This is a genomic window from Streptomyces beigongshangae (assembly GCF_019710745.1).
Classification (GTDB): Bacteria; Actinomycetota; Actinomycetes; order Streptomycetales; family Streptomycetaceae; genus Streptomyces; species Streptomyces beigongshangae.
Genome location: NZ_JAHKJW010000064.1, coordinates 1 through 11,955, shown reverse-complemented (window position 1 = coordinate 11,955; position 11,955 = coordinate 1). Strand labels below are relative to the sequence as shown.

Genomic DNA, 11,955 nt, shown 5'->3' with positions numbered 1-11,955 from the left:
GCTCTGCGGGTGACAACTGCCGTGCTTCAGCTCCGACCGGCAATCCGGTGCGGCCCGAGGTGCTCACTGGTCAGGGCGGTAAAGCGATCGAGGCCCTGGGGCTGGAGGGCTTCGATGGACGTCTGCCGACCGTGTACGTGCCGGGTGGCGCGCAAGGTTCGCAGCAGATCAACCATCTGGTGCGCGACGTATTGCCGTGGCTGGTGGACAACGCGAACGTGATCCACCAGTGCGGCCCCGGCAACGTGGCCGAGCTGCGGCAGGCCACCGCGCACCTGCCGGCAGCGGTCGCGGGCCGCTACCACCTGAGCGGATACATGGGCGCTGAACTCCCTCCGCTCGCCTCGTCGGCCGGCAACGAGCAGGTGCACAACGCCCGGCATCTGGCGGACCAGGGGGCTGCTGTCGCACTGGTCGGGGACGTGTCGGCTGAGCGGCTGCGCGAGGTGGTGGCGCCGCTGCTCACCGATGCCGGGCTGCGTTCGGTGATGGCGCAGCGGGCCCGCTCGCTGGGCCGTCCCGATGCCGGCGAGCGGCTCATCGACGTGGTGCTTGACGCGGCCCGGGCGGAGCGAGGTGGGCGCGGGTTCGGTCAGGGAAGGTGGTGTGCTGCGGCCGCCTTGATGAGGTCGGCGCACGCGAGGAAGGCGTCCTTGCCCAGGTTGCAGGGGTCGGGAACATCCCGGTCGCCGAGATAGGCGGCGAGTGCCGTCGACGTGTACGACTGCGGCGCTCTTGTCGGCTCGGGCGGGGCGAGCAGCATGAATGGGCTGGCGACGTCCAGGTCGAACCAGGTGCTTGCCTGGTCGGCGAAGACGGCCGGGGCGAATGGCTTGAAGGGTTCGCGGTGCTTGATCGTCTGGTTGAGGGCCTCGCTGCTGGCGGTGGTTCGGGGGTTGGCGAGGATGCTGTGGGCTCCCAGCGCGGGGGCGACCTCGCTGCTGCCCACACCTGTACTACCGGTGCGGGTAGGCTCGCGCATGCACACACTCAGGTTGGCACATAACTAGGAATTTGGGTCCCTTCAGTCCCTTCGCTGCACCTTTAACCCTTCTGGCCTGCGGTTTTTCCAGGGGATGCTCCAGGGGAGCGAAGAGACGAGTCAACGGCAGCAGGGTGAAGCTTTGGATGTTGGAAGACCCGAACCCTTGTCGCGTGCGCGGCTTTACTGACCGGCGAGCTCACCGGGACGCGCTCAACCTGGGGCGATGCGTCGCGGTCGTGTCAGGGATGGTCTGCTTCCTTCTCGGATGTCGGGCCGCAGGCAGGCACCCTGAGCCTCGCAGCCACCCGGCGTCACGGCATGCCCGCACCGTGACGCCCTGGCTGCACACTGCGGACGGGCTACGTCATCAACTCGATGTGCGGATGCTCAGGCTCTGCCGGGCAGACGAACAGGTGCTGCCGGTAGCCGCTGCCTATCTGGACCCCGGTCGCGTTGTAGCCGCGGTGGCCGGGGTACGGTCCAGCACCTGGGTGGGGGTGCGGAGACCAGCTGTTCCCGGCGTCGTCCCCTTCCTCGAACGTGGCGACGGTCATCAGGACCTCCATGCCGGTGCCACACTCGGCGCAGGGCTGCGAGCTGGGGTCGGTGGAGTTCCAAGCGGGCCAGCCGCCGACCTTCCAGCCGGGTGCGTTGGACAGCACACAGTCGTAGTACGTGTCCGGGTCCATGTCTTCCTCTGCTGCCTGCGGCACACTCCATCGTTTGAGCTGCTCCCGCAGTTCTTCGCTCAGCTCCAGATGGTCGGGGTACTCGGTGATCTGCTCCGGTTCGAGCACGCACGGTTCCGGTAGATAGCCGTCGAACTGCACTGCGGGCGGCTCGGGGGGCGTGTCGAGGATGTCGGTGACGGCGGCTGCCGAACGCCAGAAGAGCAGGGTCCTGGGCATGATCGGATGATCGAAGGGGCACCACAGAACCTGCAGCAGGTCCTTGCCCTGCGGCGGGCTCAGAGCGGGCACATCCCGTGCGTACAGCTGTGCGACGGGCAGCATCGCTATGGGGCCGTCGTACGCCTGGACCGCCAGTCTCACCGGATACGGCCGAGGGGGCCGGATCCGCTCGAGAGTCTCCCGTTCCTCCGGAGTCAGGTCCCGGCCGTGCGAGGCGGCGAAGATCCGTCGTTCCAGCCGCAGATCCGCCGGGGACTGGGCTGGGTTGATGCCATCCACCACATGCGGTTCCTCACAGTGCGGCCATGGCTCCTCGGCGGGCCACAGCAGTGGCCCGCCGATCGAGCTGTCGTGCCACGTCGGCGCCCCAGGGCGGGGGTGCAGGCGGGTCGCCGTGCGGGCCAGCGGAGCCAGTTGGGGAAAGACCGCAGCAACGTCGATCGGCCGTGGCGGAGTGACAGGAGTGACATTCATGGCCGCAATCTTGTCAATCGCCTCTGACAACGGCCCTCGTGGCCGCCCCACGAAGGGCTCCGGCACGGGCGCCACCCGGGAGAGCGCTACCGCCGGTCCGTTGCCGGCAGATGCCCCGCGAGCAGGTCCACGATCGCCGCGTGGATGTCCGTCCACGCGTGTGGTTCGTCGCCACGTACCACCTGGGCAGGGACGACCTTGACGCGTCCGTTCCGTCCGCACCGCCGCCGGTCAGGAGATGGTCCATCACGATCTCCATCGGCCGGCAGGCCGTGGCCGAACCCCTTGAAGTTGAGCGTCTCGCCGATGGTGAGTACGCAGACGGCCCTGGTGCCGCCCCATGGAGGGAGGGCGGCACCAGGGCCGCTCTTCGGATATCCGTAGCGCTGAAGTGCTGGTCAGGGGCGGCGAAGCGGCAAGCCGGGCTGTTCGCGTGAGGCGGGGACTTCGGGGGTGTACGACACGACGTCGGGCACCGGCCTGCCGGTGGGCTGCTGGGTGACGACGATGACCCAGCCCTCGTACAGGCGGGCGGCGAGCGCCGCGTACGGACCGTCCGGCACCGCCTACCGGTATGGCACCGTGCCCGGCCGCCGGGTGAGTCCGGCGATCAGCCAGACGAGCCGGGCCTTGAGCGGATGGACGCCCGTTCGCCTGGACCGACGCCGAGATCACCTACGCCGACCGAGACTGGGTATCCACTCACCACCCCGCCCGGGCGATCCTCCACGGTCTCACCGACCAGGACTCCGCAGTCCTCGATCAATGGCTTCAGCCTGCTTGAGGTTCTTCGCGGTGATCCACAGGATTGACAGTTACTCAAGACAGATGCGGAAGAGCGCAGAGCTCGAGCCATCGAATGCCGCCTCTATGTCCATCCCGCATCACTGAAATCGCTTGTATGCCTGCCTGGCAGCCCAGGAGGGGCTCTCCCATCGGTTCATACCGGGGTGGTGGAGATAGGCGCTGCAGAGTACCTTTCTGCGCGTCACATTTTGGTCATTATGCGCGAAATTTTCTATACGCCATGGAACGAGAGTGGGGATAGTAAGCCTCGTGTGCGGACTGCAGGGCGACGTGCTGAGGAGAAGACCGAGAGGATCGAGCTCCAGCGCCCGACCGTCGCCGATGGCGGCCACCTGGTGATTACCTGTGGTGATTACCTGCCCACTTGGCTAGGTTGCCCTCTCCTCGTCCGATTCTCGCAGGGAGAGTGGCAGCCGTGCGGCAACAGCACAAGACCTTCCAGGCGATCGAGGTCGGCGACGGCAGCGACGGGAGGTGGGCCGCCTACACCCGAGCCCTGTGGCAGGAGATGAAGGGCCTGCTGACCGAGGAGGGCCGCACTCCGGAGGGGGCGGATCGTGTTCGGGCGCTGTTCCGTGCGCACATGCCGGAACTGGTTCCAGTTCTGGACCGCCTGGTCGGCCAACTCGACCGGCCCGAGGCGGAAGCCTTCCTCACCCACGCGGCACTGCGGCCGTTCTCCCCGGCCTGCACCCAGATCGGCCACAACGGCACTCTGCTGCGCAATTATGACTTACGGCCTGATCAGTGCGAGGGGACCATCGTCTTCTCCTGCTTCCTGCGTCCCGTGATCGGGATGCAGGACATGCTGTGGGGCTTGCTGGACGGGATGAACGACGCCGGTCTCGCGGTTTCGCTCACCTGGGGCGGACGTTCCGTCTACGGACGCGGCTTTGCCATCCTCATCGTGGTGCGCTACCTGCTGGAGACGTGCGACACCGTCGATGAGGCGGTCGGCAGGCTGCGGTCCCTGCCGGTCGCCGTCCCTCAGAACCTCACCCTTGTCGATCCCGTGAAGGCGATGACGGTGTTCGTGGGACCGGACATGTCGCCGACGGTGGCGCCGGATGCCTGCGCCGCCAATCACCAGCACCTGCCGGTGACCGGCGAGCAGGAGCAGGCCCTGCGGACGCAGGAGCGGCTGCGCGCCATTCGCGCCGCGGGTGCCGACGTGGCGGCGATGCTGAAGCCGCCGCTGTATCGATCCGTCGACAAGCAGGGGTCGAGAACGCTCTACACCGCCCACTACCGGCCCGTCGAGGGCCGCGTGACGTACTACTGGCCCGGCGAGTCCTGGCAACAGTCCTTCGGCGACTTCACACCTGGATCCCGCACCGTGCCCCTGGGCGGGGCCGGCTGAGAGGTTTTCCGGACTCCTGCTCGTCCCTGCACGAAGATCTTGCAAGAACGTGATCCCACCCGGCGCCGACAGGCACTCACGCGGCTGGCTCTGCCACGGCCAGCTCTGCTACGGCCGCACAGTGGACCGGCAGGGGCTCGGCACGATCTTGGCTTGGCGCAGGGGGACGGTCGGTAAGGTCAGGCCCGGCTTCCGCTTATGGCAGCAGGTCCGCTTTGGGAACGGGGTGTTTTCTCTCCGACTTTTTTTACCTCGATGGTGCGAGGGTCCACGGCTTCTCCTGGCGCGCCTTCCTGGTAGAGGCCGTCGGGGAGGCTGTCGCGGTCGTGTGGCAGGAGGAAGAAGACGCGGCGTTTGTACAGGCCGCTGTCCGGGTCGGGTTCGGCTTTATCGTCGAGGAGGGCGTAGCCGACCATGCGGCCGTCGCGGGCGTAGGGGGGTTTGTTGTTGCGGCGCCTGGTCTTGTCGATGGCCTGGCGGACGTAGTCGAGGTTTTCGGGGTCTTCCAGCCACACCACGTGGGCTTCGTGGGTGAGATCGCCCTCGGTCAGTAGCGAGCTCATGGCTGCTGCCCCTCCTTGGTCTGCCGGGTCTGCTGTGCGCCCGTGCGGTGCGGTGTGCTGTCTGGTGGTGAGCTTTCCCCCGCGGGGTCATGGTAGACCGGGCTGGCAGGGATCGGCAGGGTCGGCTGTGTGGCCTGGGGCCGGGGGCTGGCAGTCAGTCGTTGGCTGTGGTGGTGCGGGAGTTGGTTCATGACGGGTTGTCCAGCAGGGCAAGGCCGGGGTAGTACTTGCGTCCGTTGGATTTGATCATGTCTGAGGGGGCGGCGAGGCCTACTTCCTGTCGTACGCGGGTGGCGAATGCGCGGGCGCCGGCTGGGCGGATGCCTTCGCCGGCGCTGCACCAGGAGGCGTAGGTGGTGTAGAGGAGGCCTTGTTCGACGCGGAGGTCGGGGGCTTCGAGGTTGCGGGTGCAGCATTCGGTGAGGAAGCGGCCGATGTGGTCTTCGGTGTTGGCGTAGGCGGTGGTGGCCAGGCGGACGCGGTCGGGACCGGCGAGGTTGTCGCGGGTGGTGAGGTAGCGGCGGGCGCCTTCGATGAGCCACTGGAGGATGCCAGGGCCTTCCTCACGGACGAGCTCGAGGGCAAGGTTGTCGATCTTGCGGTGGTCGGGGACGGTGCGTTCGAAGGGCAGCAGGCGGATGCGGCGCCAGAACGCGAATCCCCCGTTGCTGACTTCGGGACGGTGGTTGCCCAGCAGCCACAGGTGGTGGGTGGGGTTGAAGGAGAAGTAGTCCTGGCGCATCCGGCGGGCTTTGATCTTCTCTCCGCCGGTCAGGAGTTTCACCCGTGCTTCGTCGAACTTGTCGTTGGGTTTGAGTTCGCTGCACACGATCAGGCGTCGTCCGTGGAGTTCGGTCAGTTCGGTGGAGTGTTCGGAGAACGCGCCGCGGTCCATGAGGAAGCCGGGTGGGGCGGCATCTGCGTAGTCGCCCAGGATCTGGATCATGACGTCCAGGAGGACGGACTTGCCGTTCTTGCCGTGTCCGTGCAGGAACGGCAGGACCTGGGCGCCGACATCGCCGGTGATGGAGTAGCCGAGCAGCAGGTGCAGGAAGCCGATCATTTCCTGCCCTTCGGGGTCGTCTCCGAAGGTGTCGTGCAGGAAGCGGTGCCAGCGCGGGGTGGGGATCTGGTGGGGGGCGACGCTGGTGGCGCGGGAGTGGAAGTCCCGGGTGGGGTCGGGTTTGCGCAGCAGGCCGGTGTTGAGGTCGACGACGCCGGCCGGGGTGCACAGGGCGTAGGGGTCGCCGTCGAGGGTGTCGGGGTCCACGGACAGGTCCGGTGAGGCTTTGGCCTGGGTGAGGAGGGCTTTCATGCCGGTGGTGGACAGGGTGCGCTTTTTGTGGTGGTGGAGCTCTCGGTCGGTGAACAGGCCGCGCGGGTCGTTGTCCGGCATGTCCTCGGCCATCTCGCCGGCGGCCCACAGGGCGGCCTTTTCTCCGCCGGTGCGTTTCCAGCGGTAGCCGTCCCAGGAGAACCAGCCGAGGCCTTCGACGTGTCGGAACTGGTCGCGGTACAGCTTGACGAACAGTTTGGCGTTGCCGCGGTCGGTCAGTGTGCCCGGAAGTGGTGCGGGTTGCGCCCAGGAAGGGGCGGAGGGGGAGATGTGGGTCTGGTTGGGCAGGGCGGCAGGCGGCTGCTGTGGCTGTTCGAGGTCCAGCATCTGCTGAGCAGCGGCGCTGGCGTCGAAGCGCGGGGTGTCGGCGCTGCTCATGAACGTCCTTCAGGGTGAAACGGGCGGGCAGAGCCTGCGGCGAGGGCGTCGTCGATGATGCGTTCGTTGCGGCTGCTCTGCCAGGGGCGTGCTGTCTGTGCTGCTTCGAGCAGGAGGAGGCGCACGGCGTGTAGATCCACATGCCCGCTGGCGGTGAGTCCTCCGGCGGTGTAGGCGGCCTTGTTCAGTTTCTCGGTGAAGGCTGCGCCTTCGGGTGTGGATGCGCATGCGGTGACGTCCAGGAGCAAAGGATCGAGGACCCGGTGCAGGGTGACCGTCGTTCGGGTGCGGGTTCTTTTTCGGGGAGCACGCGTTGCCGCGGCAGGGCGGGCCGGCGGGGGGTGGATCACGTGGCCGGTCCGTACGAGTTCCTTCCCGAGCCATTCGGGCAGGGCCGCAGGTACACGGGTCGGTCCTTCACGCACGTAGGTTCCCGAGGTGGTACGGGTGGTGGGGGCGACGATGTAGCCGCCGTCTGCGCGGATGTCGACCTGCCAGGCAAGGGCGACTTTGGGGCTGGAGCCGGTCGAGCAGCGGAACCGTGTGGCCGGGTGGGGATTGCGGTACCAGACGTGCAGGCCTCCCGAGGGCGTGCGCACCCGCAGGGTGGTGTCGTCATGGGCGGGATGTGGCTGGCCACGTAGTGCGGCAAGGAGAGCGAGGGTGTCGAAGCCTGATGCCAGGCCCTGCAGGTTTACGGACTCATGGATGGAGATCCCGGGCAGCAGGCGGTTGCGGTCGGGAACCAGGGTGGAGTGCGCATCGATGTCGATGACGATCAGGTCGGCTCCCCCGCAGGCCACGCCGACGCCCCAGGACGGCTCAGCGGACCACCAGGCGTCGAGGCGGGCCAGGTCGGTGGTTGCGGCGTGGAAGCCGTGGCAGGGCCGCCCTGCTGGCAGACACGCACAGTCAGCAGGCGCGTGATGATGACGCTTGCAGGCGGTGCAGTTGCCCGTGGGGGTTTTGCGTCTCGGGGCCAGAGGGTGAACGGGCCAGCCCTGGCGAGCACACCAGCGGGCTACCGCATGGGGCATGGCAGCCTGCAGTGCGGCTGCGGGCTCACTTGCACCAAGGCGGGACACGCATCGTCCTTCTGTCGAGTGCGAGTCCTCCGGTTCCCGTGGCCGGGACGACTGTCGCAGGGACTGCGTGCCGGCGGGAGGGACCAGAGGGACTGTAGGGACTGTGTTTCAGAAGAGAGTCTAGGACCCGACGACGGTATCCCGTGGTAGCCCCTGCACGTGGCGGTCTATCAGGTAGACGGTCCCTACAGTCCCTTGAAGCCCTGAGTGGGGACGGAGCATAGCAACATATAGGCGAAAAGACCGATTTGAGAGTGTCCGTAGGGACTGTGATCTCAACAACTTGCAGATAGCTGGCGAAAGGAGAACAAGCGCGAGGTGCGAGAAGCGGACCTGTCGCTGCTCGCCCTCCGCTCCACAAAGGGATCGAAGAACAGGGATCCAAAGAATCGCGGCAGTCTTTCGGTCCCTCACCCTAACGCGCAGCATAACTGCAGGTCAGAAGTCCGTAACCGGTTCGAGAGGGACCGAAGGGACTGGGATTCCCAGTTATCAGCCAGCCATACATCTGTACAGACAGATGCGCGTGTGTGTATGTACATCGTCCAGAGTGGCTCATAACTCAGAATCAGAGTCCCTTCAGTCCCTCAAACTGGGTGCCACCCGCTTGTGACCTGCATTTTCTTCAGGGACTCAACCGCAGGGACCGAAAAAGAGAGTCCACCTCCAGCCCCTGTCAGCGCGACCGATCCCAAGACATCCGGTCTTCGCCCGGGCGGCTCCTTCACGCGCTGGCGCCGCTGTCGACCGGGAGGATCGCGCCGGTCACGTACGAGGCGCGGTTGCTGAACAGCCACGCGGCCGCCTCGGCGATCTCGTGGGGCTCGGCCATGGCCTGGGTCGCCGAACTCACCGGTGACGTCCTGGACGGCTGGCCCAGGGGGATGCGGCTGATCGTCAGGAAGGAGCGACCGCACCCTGGGGCCCAGTTGCGGCTCACGGACGCGGATGGCATGCGGCTGACCTGTTTCGCCACCAACACCGTCGGCTGGCCGATTGCCGAACTCGAGCTGCGTCACCGGCTGCGGGCGAGGGCCGAGGACCGTATCCAGGCTGCCCGGGCCACCGGCCTGCGCAACCTGCCCCTGCACCACACTGCCCGGAACAAGGTCTGGCTGGAGATCGTGCAGATCGCTCTCGACCTGCTGGCCTGGATGCCGATGCTCGCGCTGACCGGCAAGGCCCGGCTCTGGGAACTCCGCCGACTGCGGTTCCGGCTGTTCAGCGCGGCCGGACAGCTCGTCACCCCCGGCGGATCCTCCGCCTGGCCCGGCACTGGCCTTGGACTAACCGCATCACCGCCGCCCTCGACCGGCTCACCGTTCTACCGCACCCCGACTGACCAGCGGATTCCCCGCCCTTACGAGAGAACCCACCAGCCGGAGCAGTGGAAGCCGGCGTTCACCCGAGACGACACTCGGGCCCTCAACCTGCCCCACCCTCAGCCCACGGCACGAAAACAGTCCACCGACTCCGTCGGCGGCCGGTCACGAAAGATCGAGGCTAGAGGAGCAGAACAAACGACGGTCTCTCTCAGCGTGGGCGCTGTATGCAGCCGCCGGGACGGGCCCGTGGTCCTGCTGTCTGCCTCTGGAGCAGCGGGCGGGCTTGTCGCAGCAGGGTCCGAGCAGCATGCAGCAGCTGACCGCGCTGCACCGGCCGGCGCCGACCTGCTGCCCGTGCAGCACCCGTGTGCCGCCTGGCCCATGCAAATGCTGCGCTGCACCCGCGACACCGCCCTGCTGCCACCCAAGGCCCACCACCAGGACCATGAGCAGCACCCCGGTGACGACCGTGCTGCCCACCGGGCAGCACCCTGCTGCAGACCATAGCGAGCAGCACGACCGGGAGTAGCAGGACCTCGTGTCCGCAGGCCCTCGCCTCACACATCACACCTCACACCCTCATACGCGCCGCGCCCACCTGGGGAAAAGGGCTGTATGCCTTACAGGAGCAGCCGGGATCGGCGCTCTAGAGGACGCTGCCGTGCAGGGCGCGGCGGTCGCCGGACACCGCGTAGCGGCGGGCGGCGAGGCCGTGCTCGAGGGGCTCGCCGATCTGGTCGCAGAGCAGCGCCAGGACGTCGGCGGCCTCGATGTCGGAGAGGTAGGCCGGCGCGACTTCGAGCATCAGCTCCCCGATCCCGTGGGTGCTGGCCGTGAGGTCGTCGACGACGCGGCGCAGCGCGGCGACGGTCGGGTCCGCCGACGGTTCGGCGGGCGCCGGGGGCGGTGCCGTGCGGATGTCGCAGACGGTCTGGCGGACCCACCGTGGGCTCATCAAGGGCCTGGAGGCCGCTGTGAGCGAGCGTGGCGAGCCGCCGGGTGATCAGCTCCGTGACGGCGTCGGCTGGAGCCGTCGATCAGGACGCGCTGGGACAGGCCGTAGTCGAATGCGGCCGCGGCGGCCAGGTCGCTGTCTCGCACGCGAGACGTCTCGGGGCCGGCGGTGACCGCGTCGTGGATCGTGCCGAGCGCGCGGACGACATCGAGGAGCCGGTACGCCTGGGCGCGGCTGATGCCGAACTCCGCGTCGCAGTACGACTCCCAGTTGCTGTGTCCCAGAGGGAGCCAGACCCGGGCGGCGTGCGCGTCGCGGACCCGGGCGGCCAGGACCGCCACGGAGCGCCGGACGTCGTCCATCGCCTCGCGCAGCCCGGCCGCCAGCTCCCGGGCGCGGACCTCGCTCAGCGGCGGCCGCGCCGGTTCAACGCTGTGCTCCTGGTCCTTGTTGTCCTCGCCCACGACTCCATCGTCCTTCGCGCCGGCGGACACCACCAGGGCGTGAGGGAGCACGGGGCGCGAGCTCCGTGCTCCCTCACAGCCTTACCGTTCACCGCGTCTACCTGGGGAAATGCCCTATGAGCCTGCCAGCCTTACAGCGTGACACCGGCGCGCGGGGCGGGTTGTCCCGTCTTGATTGATCTGGTCCGAGGCCAGGATCGTGACCTGCGACGACCAGATCATCTGAGACGAGCGGCGGCGGAAAAATCTCAGGTGATCTGCTCCCTGGGGCACGAATGGTGGCTGTTGTCTCAGACGATCTGGTCCAGCACCGCTGCCGCGACATTCGAAGTGCCGGGCTTGATCGCGCTCAGCTACGCTCGCCCGTTATGGCAAGCACTACCGCGCCGAAGTCGCGCTTTCTCGTACTGCACGACTACGGCATGGGCGGTTCATGGTGGTGGGTCCACGCGCGATCGGCCCGAGAGGTCCTTGAGACCTTCGCGGAGGTTGAGGTGGTCGACAGTCCGGAAGCCATCGAGCGAGCTGACGGGGACCTCGACGAAGTCGACATCGACGCCCCGACCATGCCTCCAGGTCTGGACGGGCTGCGAGCCAAGCGCGACGCACAGCGCGGCCACCCCGGTTTCGGCGCGCTTGCGGACCGGCGCACCGTGCACCTACGGCGCCGCTGGGATGGCGACGGAGATGAACCCGCGACCTACTTCATGGAGGTCGGCTCCGACGGCCGCAGGTTGCGCCAGGTAGAGCTCGCCGACGACGGGACCGCGCTGAAGAGCGGTCCCAACGACTGGACGTTCAATCCGCCAGTTGTGGATCTCTTTGACCCTGAGTGGGCGGACAAGGAAATCCACCCGGACGAGTTCGAGGCAGTATGGCTCCGAGCACGGCACGTCGACAGCGAGTAATAGGAGGTCGACGCCACCGCGCAGCAGAGCCAGGACGGACCAGATCAACTGAGACGGCGAGTGAAGCGGACCAAATCAATCGAGATCGGGACCAGATCGCCGAAAATGGGACACGGGTCTGTCACGCTGATCCGCGACGGCGGACACTGTCCCGTGACAGCGAAGTTGAACCGATTGCCACTGAAGTTGGGCCACCGGCCCTGCACGCCGGTGAGCGGGGTGTGCCGGCCCTGCCGGTGTGACGTGGCCGGTACACGGTCGCACCTTGGGGCGCGGTTGTCTCAGCTGAACTGGAGGTCGATGACCTGGTAGAAGGCATGGCCGGTGTCGGCGACCTCCCAGACGGCGAGCAGGACGTGGTGGCCGGCGCGGCGCTCGGGCAGGTGCATGGCGTGGGTGGTGGG

At 67.5% G+C, this 11,955-nt stretch carries 12 protein-coding genes and 2 pseudogenes; 4 read left to right on the top strand and 10 right to left on the bottom strand.

Features of this window, described 5'->3' with window-relative positions; all coding sequences use genetic code 11:
• Nucleotides 1-59 precede the first annotated feature (59 nt).
• Nucleotides 60-698, top strand: a complete 639-nt coding sequence (locus KM933_RS32915; protein WP_488269389.1) for a UDP-N-acetylglucosamine--N-acetylmuramyl-(pentapeptide) pyrophosphoryl-undecaprenol N-acetylglucosamine transferase — start codon at nucleotides 60-62, stop codon at nucleotides 696-698.
• Here the strand turns inward: KM933_RS32915 and KM933_RS32910 are convergent.
• From KM933_RS32910 to KM933_RS32900, 3 genes are all read right to left on the bottom strand, one after another.
• Nucleotides 593-982, bottom strand: a complete 390-nt coding sequence (locus KM933_RS32910) for a carbamoyltransferase C-terminal domain-containing protein (protein ID WP_221359233.1) — start codon at nucleotides 980-982, stop codon at nucleotides 593-595. The genes KM933_RS32915 and KM933_RS32910 overlap by 106 nt on opposite strands.
• A gap of 362 nt (nucleotides 983-1,344) precedes the next feature.
• On the bottom strand, nucleotides 1,345-2,178 hold the full coding sequence (locus KM933_RS32905) for a hypothetical protein (RefSeq protein WP_430727400.1): 834 nt from the start codon (nucleotides 2,176-2,178) through the stop codon (nucleotides 1,345-1,347).
• 590 nt (nucleotides 2,179-2,768) lie between these two features.
• Entirely contained in the window at nucleotides 2,769-2,933 is a 165-nt protein-coding gene (locus KM933_RS32900) for a hypothetical protein (RefSeq protein WP_221359230.1), read from the bottom strand.
• Between the two features lie 659 nt (nucleotides 2,934-3,592).
• Between KM933_RS32900 and KM933_RS32895 the strand changes: the two genes are divergently transcribed.
• Entirely contained in the window at nucleotides 3,593-4,537 is a 945-nt protein-coding gene (locus tag KM933_RS32895) for a C45 family autoproteolytic acyltransferase/hydrolase (RefSeq protein ID WP_221359228.1), read from the top strand.
• A gap of 179 nt (nucleotides 4,538-4,716) precedes the next feature.
• Here the strand turns inward: KM933_RS32895 and KM933_RS32890 are convergent, their stop codons facing one another.
• The 4 genes and pseudogenes from KM933_RS32890 to KM933_RS32875 all read right to left on the bottom strand — a co-directional run.
• A complete protein-coding gene (locus KM933_RS32890; protein WP_221359227.1) occupies nucleotides 4,717-5,100 on the bottom strand; it encodes a DUF6009 family protein in 384 nt (127 codons plus the stop codon).
• Nucleotides 5,101-5,287: 187 nt separating this feature from the next.
• Nucleotides 5,288-6,814 (bottom strand): DNA primase family protein, encoded by a 1,527-nt coding sequence (locus tag KM933_RS32885; protein WP_221359225.1) that lies wholly within the window; start codon nucleotides 6,812-6,814, stop codon nucleotides 5,288-5,290.
• On the bottom strand, nucleotides 6,811-7,851 hold the full coding sequence (locus KM933_RS32880; RefSeq protein WP_221359263.1) for a bifunctional DNA primase/polymerase: 1,041 nt from the start codon (nucleotides 7,849-7,851) through the stop codon (nucleotides 6,811-6,813). The genes KM933_RS32885 and KM933_RS32880 overlap by 4 nt, the downstream gene beginning before the upstream one ends.
• A 772-nt stretch (nucleotides 7,852-8,623) precedes the next feature.
• Nucleotides 8,624-8,731, bottom strand: a pseudogene (locus KM933_RS32875) (SDR family oxidoreductase); the annotation flags it as partial.
• Nucleotide 8,732: 1 nt separating this feature from the next.
• On the opposite strand from KM933_RS32875, the pseudogene KM933_RS32870 reads away from it, so the two are divergent.
• Nucleotides 8,733-9,241: pseudogene (locus tag KM933_RS32870) on the top strand (transposase); the annotation flags it as partial.
• 629 nt (nucleotides 9,242-9,870) lie between these two features.
• Here KM933_RS32870 and KM933_RS32865 read toward each other — a convergent pair.
• Nucleotides 9,871-10,179, bottom strand: coding sequence for a hypothetical protein (locus KM933_RS32865; RefSeq protein ID WP_221359223.1), 309 nt, complete (start codon nucleotides 10,177-10,179; stop codon nucleotides 9,871-9,873).
• The gene (locus KM933_RS39920; RefSeq protein ID WP_260334505.1) at nucleotides 10,179-10,694 is read right to left on the bottom strand and encodes a hypothetical protein; all 516 of its coding nucleotides are present in this window, start codon (nucleotides 10,692-10,694) and stop codon (nucleotides 10,179-10,181) included. Before KM933_RS39920 ends, KM933_RS32865 begins: the two co-directional genes overlap by 1 nt.
• 317 nt (nucleotides 10,695-11,011) lie before the next feature.
• On the opposite strand from KM933_RS39920, the gene KM933_RS32855 reads away from it, so the two are divergent.
• Entirely contained in the window at nucleotides 11,012-11,551 is a 540-nt protein-coding gene (locus tag KM933_RS32855) for a hypothetical protein (protein ID WP_221359221.1), read from the top strand.
• A 281-nt stretch (nucleotides 11,552-11,832) separates the two neighbouring features.
• Here KM933_RS32855 and KM933_RS32850 read toward each other — a convergent pair whose 3' ends face one another.
• Nucleotides 11,833-11,940, bottom strand: a complete 108-nt coding sequence (locus KM933_RS32850) for a lytic polysaccharide monooxygenase (RefSeq protein ID WP_260334510.1) — start codon at nucleotides 11,938-11,940, stop codon at nucleotides 11,833-11,835.
• Between the last annotated feature and the right edge of the window lie 15 nt (nucleotides 11,941-11,955).

What these genes read in the sequence shown, in the direction of transcription:
- KM933_RS32910 (WP_221359233.1), bottom strand. Translation starts at nt 982, where the DNA reads ATGCGCGAGCCTACCCGCACCGGTAGTACAGGTGTGGGCAGCAGCGAG.
- KM933_RS32890 (WP_221359227.1), bottom strand. Translation starts at nt 5,100, where the DNA reads ATGAGCTCGCTACTGACCGAGGGCGATCTCACCCACGAAGCCCACGTG.
- KM933_RS32885 (WP_221359225.1), bottom strand. Translation starts at nt 6,814, where the DNA reads ATGAGCAGCGCCGACACCCCGCGCTTCGACGCCAGCGCCGCTGCTCAG.
- KM933_RS32880 (WP_221359263.1), bottom strand. Translation starts at nt 7,851, where the DNA reads ATGCCCCATGCGGTAGCCCGCTGGTGTGCTCGCCAGGGCTGGCCCGTT.
- KM933_RS32865 (WP_221359223.1), bottom strand. Translation starts at nt 10,179, where the DNA reads ATGAGCCCACGGTGGGTCCGCCAGACCGTCTGCGACATCCGCACGGCA.
- KM933_RS32855 (WP_221359221.1), top strand. Translation starts at nt 11,012, where the DNA reads ATGGCAAGCACTACCGCGCCGAAGTCGCGCTTTCTCGTACTGCACGAC.
- KM933_RS32850 (WP_260334510.1), bottom strand. Translation starts at nt 11,940, where the DNA reads ATGCACCTGCCCGAGCGCCGCGCCGGCCACCACGTCCTGCTCGCCGTC.